The 16,703-nt window shown below is 60.8% G+C and carries 20 protein-coding genes; 4 read left to right on the top strand and 16 right to left on the bottom strand.

Features of this window, described 5'->3' with window-relative positions; genetic code table 11:
* Positions 1-162: 162 nt before the first annotated feature.
* Positions 163-1,290 (bottom strand): diaminopropionate ammonia-lyase, encoded by a 1,128-nt coding sequence (locus FNU79_RS15820; RefSeq protein WP_143721763.1) that lies wholly within the window; start codon positions 1,288-1,290, stop codon positions 163-165.
* 90 nt (positions 1,291-1,380) lie between these two features.
* The gene (locus FNU79_RS15815) at positions 1,381-2,529 is read right to left on the bottom strand and encodes an ArgE/DapE family deacylase (RefSeq protein ID WP_225430122.1); all 1,149 of its coding nucleotides are present in this window, start codon (positions 2,527-2,529) and stop codon (positions 1,381-1,383) included.
* Between the two features lie 224 nt (positions 2,530-2,753).
* On the opposite strand from FNU79_RS15815, the gene FNU79_RS15810 reads away from it, so the two are divergent.
* The 3 genes from FNU79_RS15810 to FNU79_RS15800 all read left to right on the top strand — a co-directional run bounded on the left by FNU79_RS15810 (position 2,754) and on the right by FNU79_RS15800 (position 4,763).
* On the top strand, positions 2,754-3,011 hold the full coding sequence (locus FNU79_RS15810; RefSeq protein ID WP_124869555.1) for a DUF1844 domain-containing protein: 258 nt from the start codon (positions 2,754-2,756) through the stop codon (positions 3,009-3,011).
* 1 nt (position 3,012) lies between these two features.
* On the top strand, positions 3,013-3,450 hold the full coding sequence (gene dtd, locus FNU79_RS15805; protein WP_143721762.1) for a D-aminoacyl-tRNA deacylase: 438 nt from the start codon (positions 3,013-3,015) through the stop codon (positions 3,448-3,450).
* Between the two features lie 89 nt (positions 3,451-3,539).
* Positions 3,540-4,763 (top strand): peptidoglycan DD-metalloendopeptidase family protein, encoded by a 1,224-nt coding sequence (locus FNU79_RS15800; protein ID WP_143721761.1) that lies wholly within the window; start codon positions 3,540-3,542, stop codon positions 4,761-4,763.
* Between the two features lie 144 nt (positions 4,764-4,907).
* Here the strand turns inward: FNU79_RS15800 and FNU79_RS15795 are convergent, their stop codons facing one another.
* On the bottom strand, positions 4,908-5,354 hold the full coding sequence (locus FNU79_RS15795; RefSeq protein WP_143721760.1) for a hypothetical protein: 447 nt from the start codon (positions 5,352-5,354) through the stop codon (positions 4,908-4,910).
* Between the two features lie 240 nt (positions 5,355-5,594).
* On the opposite strand from FNU79_RS15795, the gene FNU79_RS15790 reads away from it, so the two are divergent.
* The gene (locus tag FNU79_RS15790) at positions 5,595-6,419 is read left to right on the top strand and encodes a hypothetical protein (RefSeq protein WP_143721759.1); all 825 of its coding nucleotides are present in this window, start codon (positions 5,595-5,597) and stop codon (positions 6,417-6,419) included.
* Between the two features lie 54 nt (positions 6,420-6,473).
* Here the strand turns inward: FNU79_RS15790 and rplQ are convergent, their stop codons facing one another.
* The 13 genes from rplQ to FNU79_RS19680 form a co-directional block, all read right to left on the bottom strand.
* Complete coding sequence (gene rplQ, locus FNU79_RS15785; RefSeq protein ID WP_124869567.1) at positions 6,474-6,824, bottom strand: 50S ribosomal protein L17; 351 nt, start codon at positions 6,822-6,824, stop codon at positions 6,474-6,476.
* Positions 6,825-6,887: 63 nt separating this feature from the next.
* On the bottom strand, positions 6,888-7,892 hold the full coding sequence (locus FNU79_RS15780; protein ID WP_143721758.1) for a DNA-directed RNA polymerase subunit alpha: 1,005 nt from the start codon (positions 7,890-7,892) through the stop codon (positions 6,888-6,890).
* 20 nt (positions 7,893-7,912) lie between these two features.
* Positions 7,913-8,530 (bottom strand): 30S ribosomal protein S4, encoded by a 618-nt coding sequence (gene rpsD / locus FNU79_RS15775; protein WP_124869572.1) that lies wholly within the window; start codon positions 8,528-8,530, stop codon positions 7,913-7,915.
* 191 nt (positions 8,531-8,721) lie between these two features.
* Positions 8,722-9,111: a 30S ribosomal protein S11 gene (gene rpsK, locus FNU79_RS15770; protein ID WP_124869575.1), complete on the bottom strand. Its 390-nt coding sequence runs from the start codon at positions 9,109-9,111 to the stop codon at positions 8,722-8,724.
* A 3-nt stretch (positions 9,112-9,114) separates the two neighbouring features.
* Positions 9,115-9,495, bottom strand: coding sequence for a 30S ribosomal protein S13 (gene rpsM / locus FNU79_RS15765; RefSeq protein ID WP_124869578.1), 381 nt, complete (start codon positions 9,493-9,495; stop codon positions 9,115-9,117).
* The gene (rpmJ, locus tag FNU79_RS15760; RefSeq protein WP_124869580.1) at positions 9,495-9,608 is read right to left on the bottom strand and encodes a 50S ribosomal protein L36; all 114 of its coding nucleotides are present in this window, start codon (positions 9,606-9,608) and stop codon (positions 9,495-9,497) included. The genes rpsM and rpmJ overlap by 1 nt, the downstream gene beginning before the upstream one ends.
* A gap of 172 nt (positions 9,609-9,780) precedes the next feature.
* Complete coding sequence (gene infA / locus FNU79_RS15755; RefSeq protein WP_124869582.1) at positions 9,781-10,041, bottom strand: translation initiation factor IF-1; 261 nt, start codon at positions 10,039-10,041, stop codon at positions 9,781-9,783.
* Positions 10,042-10,113: 72 nt separating this feature from the next.
* Positions 10,114-10,563, bottom strand: coding sequence for a disulfide bond formation protein B (locus FNU79_RS15750; RefSeq protein WP_143721757.1), 450 nt, complete (start codon positions 10,561-10,563; stop codon positions 10,114-10,116).
* A gap of 6 nt (positions 10,564-10,569) precedes the next feature.
* Positions 10,570-11,262 (bottom strand): DsbA family protein, encoded by a 693-nt coding sequence (locus FNU79_RS15745; protein ID WP_143721756.1) that lies wholly within the window; start codon positions 11,260-11,262, stop codon positions 10,570-10,572.
* 70 nt (positions 11,263-11,332) lie between these two features.
* Entirely contained in the window at positions 11,333-12,430 is a 1,098-nt protein-coding gene (locus FNU79_RS15740) for a protease complex subunit PrcB family protein (RefSeq protein ID WP_143721755.1), read from the bottom strand.
* Between the two features lie 111 nt (positions 12,431-12,541).
* A complete protein-coding gene (locus FNU79_RS15735) occupies positions 12,542-14,221 on the bottom strand; it encodes a DNA repair protein RecN (protein WP_143721754.1) in 1,680 nt (559 codons plus the stop codon).
* A 137-nt stretch (positions 14,222-14,358) separates the two neighbouring features.
* Positions 14,359-16,305 (bottom strand): PRC-barrel domain-containing protein, encoded by a 1,947-nt coding sequence (locus tag FNU79_RS15730; protein WP_143721753.1) that lies wholly within the window; start codon positions 16,303-16,305, stop codon positions 14,359-14,361.
* A gap of 56 nt (positions 16,306-16,361) precedes the next feature.
* Entirely contained in the window at positions 16,362-16,496 is a 135-nt protein-coding gene (locus FNU79_RS19680; RefSeq protein WP_263862375.1) for a hypothetical protein, read from the bottom strand.
* Positions 16,497-16,703: the final 207 nt, after the last annotated feature.

Here is a 16,703-nt window from a genome sequence, read left to right as displayed (position 1 = left end):
TCTAAGTACGGCCAGATTACCGTTTTGGGATTCCGCCAAAAACGCTCCATCCCTCCACTCCCATCTGGCCGTACTTTTCCACCTTCTCGCGTCTTGGGCAGAACGGCACCTATTGGGCCTGCCCGCTTTGCTCGGTTTATCTAAAGATAAACGTTGTTCTACTTAGCCCACGATCCGCCAGTACGTTTCGGGATCGGTCGCGCCCTCGGTGGAAATGATGAGCAGACTGCTGTCTTGGGTCAGGCCGAGGGCCACCGCCGCAGCGGGGTGACGCCCGCTCAGCAGTTCTAGGAAACCAGCTAGGCCTGCTGCGCCGCTTTCGCCCGACACGACACCGCTGGCGGCAAGCAGGCGCATGGCTTCTTCGGCCCGTTCGTCCGGCACCGCCACCGACGCGCTGAGGCCACCTTGCAGCAGCGGCCACGCCAGCGGCGAAGTGTTGCCGCAGTTCAGCCCCGCCATGATGGAGCGGTGAGGGCCAGCCACTTCGACCAGTTGGCCCGCCTCCAATGAGCGCAGCACGCAATCGGCCTGCGTCGGCTCTACGCCCAGAACGTGGGTGCTCTCGGCGGCGCGGTAATGCTGAATGACCGCCGCTGCCAGCGAACCGACGCCCATTTGCGCGGCCACGGCGCTCGGCTGATCGGCTCCCAGCGCGGCGAGCTGCTGATCTATTTCGCCAAAAATCGTGCCGTAGCCCGCGATGACCCAAGCCGGTACGCGCTGATAGCCTTCCCAGGCCGTATCGCTGATGACCAGGTGGGTGTCATCTGCCAGTTTGGCGGCGGCGCTGACCGCTTGATCGTAAGAACCGTCGACGACCTCTACACCCGCACCTTCGCTGCGAATGGCATTTTGGCGGGCCGCTCCCATGTCGCTCGGCACCAGAATCTGCGCCCCCAGCCCCAGCCAGTGCGCCATGCGGGCCACTGCCCTGCCGTGATTGCCGTCGGTGGCGGCCACCAAAGTCGCGGGCGGCAGTTGCCCACGCAAGTCAGTCAGCGTTTCCCACGGCTTGAACGGGCCAAAGCGGGTTTCGAGTTCCCTGTAGGTGGCCCAAGCCGCACCCAAAATCTTGTAAGCAGGCAGTCCCAGGCGGCTGGATTCATCCTTGACCCAGACCTGCCGCACGCCCAGCACAGCGGCCACGTACGGCGCACTGACCAGCGGCGTCGGCGCGTAGAACGGCAATTTGCGGTGAAAGTCGCTCAGGCCGGTCTGAGCCGGGGTTTCAAAGGTTCGCGGCCGAGGATTGACAAAGATGCGGGCGGCGTCGGCGGGTTGCATCATGGGATTCCTCTGGGGTGATTGGGCGGTTGTGCTTGGGCAGTCAAAATGGGCAGCAAAAACACGGGGAGAAGGGAGTCAAGCGGACACCCCCTATCCACAAAACGCCCGCACCACCCCACTCAAAATGGCCCTGCACTGCTCCACCGACTCAAGGTCTACCCATTCGGCTGCCGAGTGCGCTCCGCCGCCGTGTGGCCCGAAAATAACGGTGGGAATGCCCGCACCAGCGATCAACGCCGAGTCCATCCAAAAACTCAGGCCGATTTGCTCCGGCACGTGACCCAAGACCTGTGCGGCCTGCGTCTCAAGTATTTGCACGATGGGCGCGTCACCCGGCACGCTGAAGGCTGAACGGGCAAGCAGGAGTCGGTGCTCGGCCTTGAAGTCCGGGGAGTTTGAGAGTTCAGCCAAAATGCCCTCCCACTCGGCGCTCACGGCTTCCGCCGTCTCACCGGGCAGCGTGCGGCGCTCCAAGTTCAAGATGCATTCTGCTGGATAACTGGAGAGTTCTTGACCGCCCGCAATGGTCGAGGCGTGAACAGAGGCGTGGCCCAAGAGTGGATGAGCGGGGCGGCGTTCCAGCTCAGTTTGCAAGGCTTCCAGTTTGCCCAGCACCCTGCCCATCTGGGCGACGGCGTCGCTGCCCAGATCGGGCCTTGACCCGTGCGCGGCCACGCCAAAGGTTTTGATTTGGTGCCAAGTAAAGCCCTTATGGGCCACGCACAGCTTCAAGCTGGTGGGTTCGGTGACAATGGCGGCGTCGGCACTTAACCGCCGCAGCACCGAGCTGGTGCCGATGCTGGCGTGTTCCTCGTCGGCCACCGCCGTCAAAATCACGTCGCCGCGTAAGTTGGCCGACTGGGCGTCCAGCAGCGCCAACAGACAGGCGGCCAGCCCACTTTTCATGTCGTAGCTGCCGCGCCCGTACATCCGCCCGTCTTGAATACGGGGTGTCAGCGCGTCCGGCATATTGGCCGTGCCGACCGTGTCCAAGTGGGCATTGAGCAGCAGCGCGCGGCCCCCGCCTTGCCCACGCACCCGCGCCACCACACTTGGGCGGCCTGCTGCGGCTTGATCGAGCTCCACCTCTATCCCGCGCCGGGTCAGCCAATCTTCCACAAACTGGGCAATCGGCGCTTCACCCACGCCGCCAGCGATTAAAGAAGGGTTGGTGGAATCTATTTGGATCAGGGCGGCGAGCAGCTTGGTCAGCGTCGACTCGGTCAGATTCTCAAGCACAAGTACTATCTTACAGATCAGTAACCGCCTGACCCGGGTTTTTCCGCCCAAACTGGAGCAAACCGCAGAATTGTCTCCGGTGACCCGAGCGCTGGCCCTACGTTTGGCTGCCGCTCACCGCACTGAATACCCGTTTGCTGAAGGCCCTGCAGGAAACTCCGCCAGCAGGACAAGACTGAGCCTGCTCTCCCCACAGCCCACGTCCACCTTGCTACCATTCACTCATGGCAAATCCTGAATTCCTCGGCCTCGTTCACTCGCTTCAGGCCACTGCTGAGGCGGCGCTGGGCGACATCAACGCGGCCACGGCCAGCGCCAACCGTGACGGCCTGCTGGCGGCCGACCGTGCCCGACAGACCGCTGACCGATCCTTAAAGCTCCTGAGCATGTTGGCCGAAAAAACGCGAGGCAATTTAGACTTCACCGAAGCCGAGGTGCTGAGCAACGCCGTAACCTCGCTGCGCGAACGGCTGCACAACTAACGTGCGGGCCGTGGTTCAGCGGGTCACTGGGGCGAGCTGCGAAGTAGACGGCACGGTGACTGGCCAAATCGGAGCGGGCCTGCTGGTGCTGCTGGGCGTCGCTCCTCAAGACACCCCCGAGACGGCCCGTCAACTGGCCGCCAAACTGGTCAAGCTGCGAATTTTTAATGACGACAACGGCAAAATGAACCGCTCCCTGGCCGACATAGGCGGCGGCATACTGAGCATTTCGCAGTTCACTTTGTTCGCCGATACTTCACGCGGCAACCGCCCCAGTTTTCTGGGAGCCGCGCCGCCGGAACAAGGCAAAGCCCTGTACGCCGAGTTCAATGCTGCCTTGCGCTCGCTGGGTGTGCAGGTGGATGAAGGCGTGTTTGGAGCGCACATGAGCGTCTCACTGGTCAACGATGGCCCAGTCACTTTAACGCTGGAAAGTTGAAGCGCAGCGCTCGACATCGGCCCAGCGGCCTTAAGCTGGCTCTCACCTGATGAGGGGTGAAGCTCATCTCAGGCCGTTATGCTCGGCTGATGAAGGCCACCCTGCTCACCGTTCCTCTGGCACTGCTCCTGCTCGGCGCGGCGGGCGCATACACCGTCAAAAAGGGCGATACGCTCTACAGTTTGGCCCGCAATAACAATCTGAAAGTAGAAGACCTGCGCCGCCTCAACAACCTCACCTCCGACAATCTGGCGCTTGGTCAGCAGCTGCGCCTGAGTACTGCCGAGCGCTTGCCAACGGCCCCGCCGTCGCCCGCTACACTACCCAAACCTGCCGCCACTCCGCCCTCCGGCTTTACGCTCACGCCGCCAGCTGAACCGGCCAAACCCGCCGAGAAGCCAGTTGCACCGCCCACTGCGCCGCCGCCCACCCTCATCGTTACCAAAACGCTGCCTCCCACGCCGAGCAGCCCTCCCGTCACCATCCGCAGCGGCAGCACCTTTAAAGTCGGTGACGTTGAGGTCAAGCTGCCCAGCCAGCTGAGTATGGGCGACGCTTTTATCATCAAGCTGACCGGCGGGGGCGCTGAACAGGTCAAGGTCAGCTTTCCCAGCGAACTCAGTGAGGACGTGCGCCAGCCCAACGAAGTGCTGACCCCTTCCGGCGCGGCGGGGGTCTACGTGGTGCCGGGGCGGGTGGTGCTGGGCAAAACCACCCCCGTGATCGTGGAAATCAAACTGGGGAGCGAAGTGGTGCGCGGCATCATTCCGCTGACCAGCAAAGCACGCGGCCCAGTGGTCAAGTTGCAGCTCTCGCCGCAGGTCGCCAAAAAACTGACTGATCCGGGTAAAGCCGCTGAGGACGCCATGGTCAACAAGGCTTACCTGAATCGCGGCTTACCGCTGTGGGTCAGGCCCTTTGCCGCGCCGCTGCCCAATCCGGTCATTCCGGGGTCATTCGGCCAGAGCCGTACCTATACGCCCGGCAGTCCAGTCACGTACCACTACGGCGCGGATTTTCCCGCCAAACTCGGCAGCTCCATCAAGGCCATCAATGACGGCACGGTGGTCATCGCCGGAATGTATCCGGTGCGCGGCGGCTTGGTGATGATTGATCACGGCGGCGGAATCAGCAGTTTGTATTTCCACCAATCCAAAATCTTGGTGAAAGTCGGTCAAAGCGTCAAACGCGGCGACGTCATCGGTAAAGTCGGCACCACCGGCATCTCCGAGGGGCCGCATCTGCACCTCGAAGTCCGGGTGCGCGGCGAGGCCACCAATCCCGCCGACTGGATTGACCGGCTGTGGCCTTAGAGCATTTGTCCGTTCCATTGGTGTGGAAAAGCACCCCACCAATTCCACTCCCATCTGCTCTAACACGTATTTCACTCGCTTCACTCGGTCATAAAAGTCTTGCAACTTTTACGACAAATGCTCTAAACGCCTAAGGGCGTCTGCTTACTCGCCCGCCACGCTGACCCTGCGGCAATTGAGTTGTCCGCTGAGCATCAGCGCGTCCGATTCGGCGCGGCTGGGCCAAGGCCCCAGAAGTTGAGCGCCGTGCGGCACGAACAGCGTGGAATTGCTGAGCTGGTAAGTGCCGCCGCGCTGAGCAGCCCGCACCACGCAGGCGGCGTCTAATCCGCCCAGCGAGAGGGTGGAGGTGTTTTCTGAGCCGCCCGCATCGCGCCACGCCAGAGCGCGGTCTTGAAGCGCTGGATTAAAGGCCGAGAGGGTGCGCTGCGCCTGCGCTTGCCCAAACATCGCCGCCGTAACGGCCACCAGCACCGGCAGGAGGGCCGCCAGCAGCCACAGCGTCAGCGGGCGCTGAGGATCGGGGCGCAGCAGCAAAGCCAGCAGGGCAAGGCCCATCAAAATACTGGTGAGGAGATAAAACCAAGTCACGCCTGTAAGTCTAGCGCTCTGGCAGGGGACGGCGCAGTTCCGAGCAGAGAAGGCGCAAAAACATCGGTGTGTACTGCGGATGCAAGGAAGTTTCTCAGCTTCTTCGGCGCTGCTTACTTCGTCTACCGTGCAACCTGTCACACACGCTTACCGATAAGTTGTGGCAGATACTCGGTGCATCTTTAATGGCTAGAAAACACGTCTGGGTAGAAAAGAGACTTTATCGGGCTACAGTGACCCATGTTCCTTAAAATCACCGCCCTGTCACCTCAAGCGGCACTTCCCACCTTTGCCCGTTTGTATGGTTGCCCTGAGCAGGACTTTGAAGCTACGACCGAGCAATTGACGCTGGCTTGGCTGGTTCAGGATGAGGTCGGTGAAACGTTAGGAGCATTAGGGCTCCGGCCATCACCTTCTTATGGTGCAGAACTGGTAGGCGGCGCATTTCCCACCTCACTGCAGAATGAAGCTGCTGTAATTCTGCTTCGTGCTGCGCTGAGCACTCAAACACAGCTTTATGCTTACGCAGAAACTCACTTACTACCAGTCGCAGCACTAGAGGCTGCCGGATTACGGCCATTCAGCGCCTATACATGCATGAGCGGCCCAGTTCCTATCTCTTTACCTGAAATTCCAAAAGGCTTTAGGATTGTCGCTTTAAATGAAGTAGAAGCGCTGGAAGACCGACTTTCCGCACAACACAGCTATTCTGACCGGATTGGCCACACCTCCGCCACAGCCAATGACGTACAGCCAAACGCAGGAGGCTGTGACGATACCCTCAGCCGGCTGGCCTACGACGCTTTAGACGTGCCTGCTGGTATTTGTCGGGCTTGGAGAGAAGGGAAGCAGGTATCGTTCAGCACGCCGGGGGTACGCTCAGATGTAAGGCACACAGCGCTTAGGCGGGCCTTACTTCTTTCAGTCTGTCAAGCAGCGCTGTCGGCAAAAGCTACTCAATTGACCCTACAAGCTTGGGGCGACACCGCCGATGAGCAAGTTGAAGATTTGAAGCTCGGCTTGCATCTAGACAAACTTACTCCAATCTACGTATCAGCACTCTGAGTACACAAACAAAAAAGCCCCCACCAATCGGCAGGGGCTTGCTCACTTGCTCGTTTACACCAGTTCGATCAAAGCCAGCGGAGCCGAGTCGCCCCGGCGCACGCCCACTTTCAGGATGCGGGTGTAGCCACCGGGACGCTCAGCGTACTTGGGGGCCACTTCGTCCATCAGTTTACGCAGCACGGCGTTGTCCTGAATGTCCTCGGCGCACAGGCGGCGGGCGTGCAGGCCGCCCGCTTTGGCGGTGGTGATGATCTTTTCCACGTAAGGCCGCAGCTCTTTGGCTTTAGCGACGGTGGTCTGAATGCGGCCTTCGCGCAGCAAGGCGGTGGCCTGAGCGCGGGCCAGCGCGGTGCGAGCGCTCGAGTTGCGGTTGAGCTTGCGCCCTCTACGTCCGTGACGCATGTTGATTCTCCTTTAGCAAAATCCGGCCTGCCCTGAAATGCAGAGCGGGCCGGAAGGGAAACGTTAGTCTTTGAGAGCCAGCCCGAATTGGGCCAGTTGCTGCTTGATTTCGTCTAGACTGCGCTCACCGATACCCGGGACCTTTTTGAGGTCACGGTCAGAGAGGGCGCACAGGGCGTCCACCGAGTCGATGCCTTCTTCCTTGAGCGAGTGCAGCACGCGGGTGGTCAGGCCGAGGCCCTCCAAGGTGACGCGGGGGCTGCTGACTTCACCGCCCAGTGCGTAGTCGCCAAGGCTGATCGAAGCCGCTTGGGTGGGAGCCGGATCATAGACTGGGTAGCTGGCGGCAGGCGCGGAAGGCACCAGTACCGGAGTCGGAGCGACTTCAGCCTGCATGGTTTCCACGTTGCCGAACACCGTCAACTCGTCGCGGAGAATGTCCACGGCTTTATCTAAGGCGTCTTGGGGGCTGGTCGAGCCGTCCGTCCAGACGCGCAAAATGAGGCGGTCCAAATCGGTCTGCTGACCCACGCGGGTGTTTTCCACGTGGTAGGCCACCCGGCGAACCGGGGTGAACACCGCGTCCACCGGAATGGAGTTGATACGGTCTTTGGTCGAGTGCTTGTCGGCGGGCACGTAGCCTTCGCCTTCTTCGACGCGCACTTCCATCACCAATTTGCCGTCTTCGGCGAGCGTAGCAATCACCAAATCTGGGTTGACGATTTCGGCGTCGGAGGGCACCTCGAAAGCGCTGGCTTTCACGACGCCTTGACCACCGGCGCGGAGCGTCAGGGTCTTGGGGCCGGGGGCATGGAAACGCACCACCAGTTCTTTGAGGTTGAGAATGATGCGAATAACGTCTTCTTTGACGCCGGGGATGGTGCTAAATTCGTGCAGCACGTCCTCGATGTAGACGCTGGTCACGGCGCTTCCCGGAATGCTGCTGAGCAGGATGCGGCGCAGGGGGTTGCCCACCGTGACGCCGTAGCCCCGCCGCAGCGGTTCCAAGGTAAATTCGCCGTAGTCGCCTTCGACACGGGCTTTGAGCTGGGGACGCTTTTGATCCACGCAGAACCTCCGTTCCGTTCTTAACGCGAGTAGTATTCGATGATGAAGTTCTCGTTGATCGGCAACGCCAGATCTTCGCGGGCAGGCAGACGTGAAAAGGTGCCAGTAAAGGTCTCCGGGTTCATCTCGATCCAGGGGCTGACCCGGCGGCGCTTCATGGCGTCCATATTTTCCTGGACAAAGCCCATTTGGCGGCTCTTATCAAAAACGCTGACTTGGTCGCCGATTTTGACGCGGTAAGAGGCGATGTCGACTTTTTTGCCGTTGACCAAAATATGGCCGTGTCCCACAAATTGACGGGCCTGACGGCGGGTGCTGGCAAAGCCCATCCGGAACACCACGTTATCGAGGCGGCGCTCGAGGAGTTGCAAGAACACCGTGCCGGTCACGCCGGGAACGTTGGACGCTTCTTCAAAGAGGTTGCGAAACTGCTTTTCGCCCATGCCGTAGAGGCGCGAGAGCTTTTGCTTTTCGCGCAGACGCACGCTGTAGTCGCTGGGGCGGCCCTTGCGGCGCTGCCCGTGCTGACCCGGCGCGTAGGGGCGCTTGTCGAGATACTTTTGGACTTTCTCAGTCTCCGCAAGGTTAATCCCTTCGCGGCGGCTTTGTTTGGTGATGGAACCACGGAAACGACCCATTTTTCTCCTCAGGGTGTGGTCTGACTGCTCTTTTGTGCTCGGCAGTGACCAAGATGCAGCGCTCTGGAAACCGTCTCCGCGTGGCGCGGATGTTGTCTCTGTCAAAATTATTGAGGCAAAGGTGCTGCCAAAAATGCGACATCAAAGAAGGACGTCACAGAACTTGACGGGCCAGAACGCGGCGGTAGGTTTTAGGCGCGGTGCTTCTTCTTGGGACGGCAGCCGTTGTGCGGCACAGGAGTGTCGTCCATGATGGACTTGACTTCGATACCTGAGGCCTGAATAGCACGGATGGCTTGCTCGCGGCCCGAACCCGAACCACGAACGACCACGTCGACGATATTCATGCCGAAGCCTTGGGCTTTTTTCACGGCGTCGGCGGCGGCGAGTTGGGCCGCGTAGGGCGTGCCCTTCTTGCTGCCTTTATAGCCGATGGTGCCGCCCGACGACCAGGCCACAGAATTGCCCTCGACGTCGGTGATGGTGACGATGGTGTTGTTGTAGCTGGCGTGGATATAGGCGCGGCCCGCGCTGATATTGCGGCGCTTGGCGCGGGGCGCTCTTTTGGTGGTCTTGGCCATGATTTACTTCCTCGCGGCCTTTTTCTTGCCAGCCACAGTCTTGCGCGGCCCCTTGCGGGTGCGGGCGTTGGTCTTGGTACGCTGACCACGCACCGGCAAACCACGGCGGTGACGCAAACCACGGTAAGCGCCGATGTCCATCAAACGCTTGATGTTCTGTCCCACTTCGCTGCGCAGGTCGCCTTCGACTTTGTAGACTTTCTCGATGGCGTCGCGCAGCTGGGTGGTTTCGGCTTCGGTCAAGTTCTTGACGCGGGTATCGGGGCTGATACCCGTGGTCGCCAGAACCTGATCGGCACGGGTTGGCCCGATGCCGTAGATATAGCGCAGGCCAATTTGGATGCGCTTCTCGCGGGGTAAGTCAACGCCGGCAATACGGGCCATTAACCTTGCCTCTGCTTATGCTTCACGTTTTCGCAAATCACGATCACGCGACCATGACGACGAATGACTTTGCATTTGTCGCACATTTTCTTCACACTGCTGCGAACCTTCATCTATCCTTCCTCCTCGCGCCGCCTTGCTGCTGCACCACTGAAAAACACTGACTCAGCAACGTGGCCGACGCTCGACCCCCCGGCACCCTTAGGTTGTGAGGAATCTGGTTGGTAACCTTGCTGCCGCAAAGCAGCTTGAGCGGGCCACCGCGCTTTTGACCGTTTCCCGCGCTTAGCGGCGGTAGACGATGCGCCCGCGTGAAGTGTCGTAAGGCGAGATCTCCAGAACCACGCGGTCTCCGGGCAAAATACGAATGTAGTGAATTCGCATCTTGCCGCTGATATACGCCAAGAGATCATGCCCAGTGTCCAACTTCACGCGGAAGGTGGTGTTGGGCAGCGCTTCTTCCACTACGCCTTCGGCGCGAACGGTATCGGCGTCTTCCTTCTTGCGTTTGGATTCACGTCCGTCTGGTGCTCTTCTTCTCGCCACGAAACCTCCCGGCTTGGAACAAGCCAAACGTAAAGCTAGCACGCAAACAGCGACCAGGCAAGAGGCGCAGCATTACACTCGGACCTGCTCGACCTTATGACGGGGCCAACTCAGCAAACCAATAATCAGTGTGAAGGCCGTGAGGCTTAGCACCGGAATAGTAATGATGTTGGACACGCCGCTGAGTCCTGCGCCGAAGATCGGCCACTTGGCGTCGCAGCCGGTGCCGATAGGGCCGACCGTGCAGGCCTTGAGCGTTTGCACCACGCCCCAGACCTCCAAGTTTTGGTAAAGGGCAATCAGCCAGCCGACGGCGGCCAAACTGAGTGCGTAAACCCGTACGCTGAAATCGCCGCGCAGGGCCGCCACACCCAAGATGATCGCCAGCGGGTACATGAAAATCCGTTGGAACCAACACAGGATGCATGGCACGAACGAGCGAATCTCGGAGAAGTACAAGCTGCCCAGTGTAGCGATCAGGGCCACAACCCACGCCAGATACAACCGGTTATCGCGGGTCATTGGTGCTTATTTGGCGGCGGCGTCAATCGCCTTGCCAATCGTCTCTGCGCTGAAATCAGTGGTCAAAACGCCGTTGACGAACACGCTGGGGGTGGCATTGACGCCGGCATCGGTGGCCTGCTTTTTGTCGGCTTCCACGCGGGCCTTGGTGGCGTCGGTGTCCAAGCAGGTCTTGAACTTGGCCATGTCGAGGCCGTCCACGCTGCCCGCCAACTCCTCGAGTTTCTCTTTGGTGGCCCAAACCTGGCTTTCATCACCCTGAGCGCGGAAGATGATGGTGGACATGCCTTCATAGCCCTCGTTGCCGGTCTGGTCGTACGCGCATTCCGCCGCTTCAGCCGCCAGCACCGAGTCATTGGGGGTTAGCCGGTCACCCAAAAACGGAAAGTTGATTTTATAGAGTTTGGCTTTTCCAGTATCAATGTACTTGGACTTGATGGTGGGGAAGATGGTCTCCTCAAAGTTCTTACAGTTGGGGCACTTGAAATCTTCAAACGTCACCAAGGTCACCGGCGCGTCCTCTTTACCGATAAACGGCTGGCCCTTCAAATCAAAGGTCTTGGTTCCGGCGCTGGTCGGCGTGCTGGTTTGTCCGCGCTGCACCGCCCAAACGGTGATGCCGATCAGGAGCAGCGCCACCAGAGTGCCGACGACTAAAAAAATACGGTTGTTGGAGTTGCCGCCGTTGAGTCTGGTCATAGTGGCTCAGTCTAAAGGTTGAGGCGGCGGCAGATCACCCGGCCCAGATGAGAACACCTGAGCCAGCACGCTAGGGAATCAGCAACTGCCCGTTCTGGTCGCGCACCGTCACTGTGCGGTAGAGGCCCTGCACCGAGACGATGGTCCAGGGACTGGTGATGGACTGGGTGGTGATGGTGCCGGAACCGGGAGAGCGCAGATTGACAGTGATCTCTAAGGCCGAGCCGCTGGCCCGCACCGACTGCACCGTCAGGCCGTAGCCCCCGGTCGGGCGGCTGCCGAGGAAAATCCCCACTGCGGTTTGGCTGACGATAATCGGCGTTGGCGGAACGGGAACTTGGCGGGCGTAGGCCGTGTTCCACAGAGCATCTAGGGCGCTCTGGCTGTTGGCCAACACCACGCTGACGCTGCTGGCCTGAGCGTTGTTGCCGCTGGCCACTTCACGGAAGCCCACCGTGCTGCTCGTGGCTGGGATGCTGCTCACATTGCCTCCAGTGGTCGTGGTGGTCGTCGACGTGGCGGTGGCCACCGAGAGCGGCTGCAAGTAAAGGCCGGTGCGCTTGGTTTCAGTGGGTGCAGGCTCGACTTTCAGCGCCGCGTCAGGCAAAGCGCCAGCGGGCAACACCGTGACCACCAAAACGCCTTGCTTAGCCAACACGCCGCTCAGGACGGCAGCCTCGCTGCCAGTCAGTTGGCCCGCGCCCACCAAGCCGCTCACGGTTTGGGCGCTGGCCTGCACGCTGCTGCCCGCCGCCAGTGCGCCGCTGAGCTGATACCACGTGCCGCCACTGACGAGGTAAGTGGCGTCGATGTCTTGCGTGGCGCTGATGGTGTAGGCATTGGCCGTGCCCTGCTGCACCACGCTCTCAGGCGGCAACAAGCTGCGGGTGCGGCCCTTGTAGACGTTCGCGCCGCCCACATTCAAGCTGCCAGGCGTCGCCAAATCTCCAGCGGTCTGCGGGCGCAGGGCCAGCGCCTTGCCGTCAATGCTGAGGCTGCCCTGACCGCCCGACAAGTTGCCGTAGACCCAGGCGAGGCGGTCTTGCGAGGAGCCGTACAGCAGCACTTCATGGACGCTGATATTGCTCGGCCCCGACATGGTGCAGCCCGCCAGCAGCCCAGTGCCAAGCAGCGCGGCGGCCAATTTGAGTCCAGTTGAATTCTTCATCCTCTCAGCTTAGGGGGCGGCGGCTGACTCACGCCTAAAGGGATGTCAATCTGGCCTTCATGATTGAGGATAAAAAAAGCCGCGTTGTGCAGGCTATCCACCAAATATTTCCTAGCTCAGCGCTTTGGCTCCCCGCTTTTTCGGCTCAGGTATACGCTTCGGACCCGCCAGCAACTCGCGGGCGTGTAAGAGGGCGGCTTCGGACGACGCGCCGCTGAGCATTCGGGCAATCTCTTCTAAGCGCTCCTCGCCCGAAAGCAGGCGCACTCGGCTGATGGTGCGGCCCGCTTCAATGTCTTTTTCGACTTTGAAATGCCAGTCGGCGCGGGCGGCAATTTGAGCGAGGTGCGTGACCACCAGAACTTGCCGCGCCGACGCCAAGTGCGAGAGTTGATCGGCCACCGCCCGCGCCGCCGAGCCGCCGATGCCCGCGTCCACTTCATCAAAGACCACGCTGGGCGTGCTGGCTCCCAGCACCGTGCTGATGGCCAGCATCACGCGGGAGAGTTCACCGCCCGAAGCGGTGTCGGCCAGCTCGCCCAAGCCCTCGCCGGGGTTGGCACTGAAGCGGATGCTCACATCGTCTGAGCCGTGCGGCCCCGGCACGGCCAGCGGGCGCAACTCGAATTCAAGGCGGGCGTGCGGCATTCCGAGTTGGCGAATGACATTGAGCAGCTGCTCGGACAGCGGCGCGGCGGCTTTTTGGCGAACAGTGCGCAGGCGCAGTCCGGCTTGTTCGGCGATCTGGCGCAGGGCTCTCACTTCCGCTTCCAGCGTTCCGGCACTCTGCTCGTCGCTCTCCAGTGCGGCGAGTTCGCGCTCGGCTTCGACTTGAAAGTTCAGCACGTCTTGGCTGCTGGGGCCGTATTTGGCCTGCAACTTGCCGATCAGGCTCAGGCGGCTTTCGAGTTGGGCCAGCGCTTCAGGGTCGGGAGCGCGGTCTTCGGCCACACTCCTGAGTTCGCTGACCACCGCCTGCACACTCTCTAAAGCGCTGGCGAGTTCGGCTTGAAGCTGGGCGCTGGCCTCGTCGTAACGGGCCGGAGCATTCAGCGACCGGATCGCCTGCGACACAAGGCCCGCCGCGCTGATTTCACCGTCACTGAGCAGTTCAAGGGCTTCCGACGCGCCCGCCGCGATGGATTCAAAATTCGACAGACGTACAAGTTCGGCCCGCAGCGGTTCTTCCTCACCTTCTTTCAGGCCCGCCTCGCTAAGTTCCTGAGTTTGGAAGCGCAGCAGATCGAGTTGTCTGGCCCGCTCCCGCTCGGAGGCTTGCAGGCGCTCGAAGTGTCCGGCGGCGTTTTGCCACGCCCTGTACGCGGCGTGGTAGTGACCGAGTTCATCTAACAGCAAGCTGTCGAGCAGGGCGCGTTGGTTGCCCGCGCTCAGCAGGCTCTGGGCGCTGTGCTGCCAGTGAATGGTCAGGCGGGCCTGCGAGACCTCTGCCAACTCGCGCAGGGCCACCACCTCACCGTCCACACGGGCGCTGCTGCGGCCCTGGTGAGTGAGTTTGCGCGACACCACGTCCTCGCCCCAAAAGCCGGTGACCAGCAGATCATCCGCGCCGCTGCGAATCAAATCGGGGTTGCTGCGCGAGCCGAGCAGCAGGCCCAGCGCGTCCACGATGATGCTTTTGCCCGCGCCGGTTTCGCCGGTAAACACCGAAAACCCGCCGCGCAGTTCCAGCGCCAGCGTAGCGATGGTGGCGAGGTTGCGAATCTCCAAGCGGGTTAAATGCGCGGGGGCGGGCGAGCGGGAAGGCACGCCCAGCAGTTTAGCGCGGGACATAGCGCAGAGGGTGATGAAAGGCACTGGACGAAGCGGGAGTGGCGGCGCTTGACAAGCAGAGCGCTGTAATCTCCACAGGCAAAACAAAGGGCCACTCTCCCAAACGCAGGAAAGCGGCCCTTTTCGTAGAAGCTGGTTTACGACTGCGGCTTCTTTTGCAAGTTCACATCATCCACACCTGCCAAGGCGGCAGTGCCGGTTTCGTGGGGGCGCACGTCCAGCGGGTTGATCCGCACTTCTTCTTTGCTGACACTGTCCAGCAGCATGTCTAGAATGTCGGCTTGGCGGGCGGCGGCTACTGCTTTGTTGGTGATGATCTCACCGATATTGAGGATGATATTGTCCTGCGGATCGAGGATGACCCGCGTCACCGGACGGCCCAACGCGTCACGGACTTTTTGGACTTCGGCGTCGTTCTGGCGCTGCTCGACGGCTTCTCCGGCGTTCTCGCGGGTTTCACCCAGCCACTGCTTGGCACGGTCAAAGAGACCAGTCGCTCCGGCGCTGACGTTACTCAGGCCCGCCGAGAGCTGCTCGCCGATGGCAGGCCCGCCGCTCTCGGTGGCGCTGGCCTGGGCAACGCCGGTGGCGTCGAGTAAATCGTCTTCGCGGTGCAGTTCACGGGCACGTTCCAGCACGCCCTGAGTCACGATCTGGCCCTGTGCGGCGATCAGGGTGCGGTTGGGGCCGTAGACATCGCGGCGAACGCGGCGGCCCAAAGCGCTTGCCGCTGGAGCACCAACAATGGGAGCGCCTGTTACTGGGGCGCTCTCTGCCGTCTGGCCTCTCACGTAAGAGCCGCTCAGGCGCTGCATACCGCCTTGCAGGTTGCCCGCTGTAGCCGAGGCCACCAAGCTGCCCAGCGCGTTTTTGCTCTCGGCGCTCTGCACCGCCATCGGCGTGATGGTCTGGCCCTTCAAAACGATCACCGTGTCGTCGTCGCCGTGAACGTCGCTTCCGGCCACTTTGCCCAGCACATATTCCACTTGGCGCTCACGGCTGGCGCTGCTCAAGTCCTCGACGCGGCTTTGCAAGTTGCTCGACGCGCTGCTGTAAACCGTTTGCATACTCCCACTGGTGGCCGCCGCGACCAATTGGCCAAGAACGCCGTGCTCGCGGGCACTCTCAGCTTGCTGCTCGGTGATGACTTGACCTTTGCTGACAATGACGGTGCTGAGCGCCGCACCTTCTGTCGGCGTTCCTCCGGCCACCACGTCGTTGCCCGCCGTTTTGCCGATCACGTACTGCATCTGGCTTTCCTGCGAGGCGTCGCTCAAGTCGTCCACTCGGCCCTGCACGTTGCTGGCCGCGCTGCTGTAAGCCGCCTGCATACTGCCGCCGGTCGCTGCACCCACCAGTGAACCGAGCAGGCCCAGCTCCTCGGCGTGGTCGGCCTGCGCGGTGGTGATGGTTTCACCCTTCTGGACGATGACCAAACCTTCCTCGGTGGCCACCTCGCTTCCGGCCTGCTTACCAATCACGAATTCTTTTTGACGCGACTTGGTGGCCGTCGACAAATTCTCGTAACTCTGCTTGACGTTGTCGCTGACGTTGCTAAACGCCCCTTGCAGCCCGCCCGCTTCCTGTTCTTCCATTGCGGCGGCCACCGACTCCGGCACAATCGCAGCGTTGTCTCCAATGCTGATGCTTTCCGGCGCAGGCACGAAGGTGCGGCCACTCGACAAATCAGAAAACAAACCGCCCGTCGCTTCGTAGCCCACCACTTTGCCGCTGGTCGGCTCAAAGTACACGTCGGCGATTTTGCCGAGTTCGCGGCCTCCGCTGGTCAGGAGCCGCGTGCCGACGAGGCCCACTTTGGTGTCGAGCAAATCGGCGATGCGTGAGTCGTCGCGGGCGCTGATGACGCTGTTTTCGTCGTCAATCATCACGGCGTCTTCACCGATGCTGCGAACCGCCTCAAACGGCACCACTTTGGCGGCCCTGAACCAGCCGCCCTCATCGACCAGCAGCGCCAGGATTTGATTGGCATCATGGTCGAACACCAAGTCGTGCACTTTATCGATCTGATGCCCGCTGCTTAAAGAAACCACACTGCGTCCGACCAAGTCTTTACCTTTAATCATGAAATAATCTCCTTAATTCTCAATCCTGAATTTATTTTGAAGGCGCGAGTTGAGTCTCAAAATCCTAAATCGAGTAAACCATTGGGCTGCAAGTAGAAGCGGTAAAGCAAGTAGAGCAACACCAAAATTACAATCAGAGCGGTGATCCAAATACCACCACCGCTGAATTTGTTACCGTTGAGCCGGGCCATAACGTCTCCTTGACGGCTAAAGACAAAAAATCCTGAGAACAACACGGTTGACTTCTTCAGCGCGGTGTAAAGACAGTCTTGACCAGAAGTCTAGTGGGCTCAGGCGAGAACTGACGGGGCGGAGTGCTTATGTCCACTTGGGTTAGCCTTGCTCAAATCTTTAGCCAAGCCCACGCGCACTCAAGCGGGTTGAGTGAGGCCACGTGC

The organism is Deinococcus detaillensis, assembly GCF_007280555.1.
GTDB classification, from domain to species: domain Bacteria; phylum Deinococcota; class Deinococci; order Deinococcales; family Deinococcaceae; genus Deinococcus; species Deinococcus detaillensis.
The sequence above is the reverse complement of the archived record's forward strand: the minus strand, read 5'-3'. Positions and strand labels throughout refer to the sequence as shown.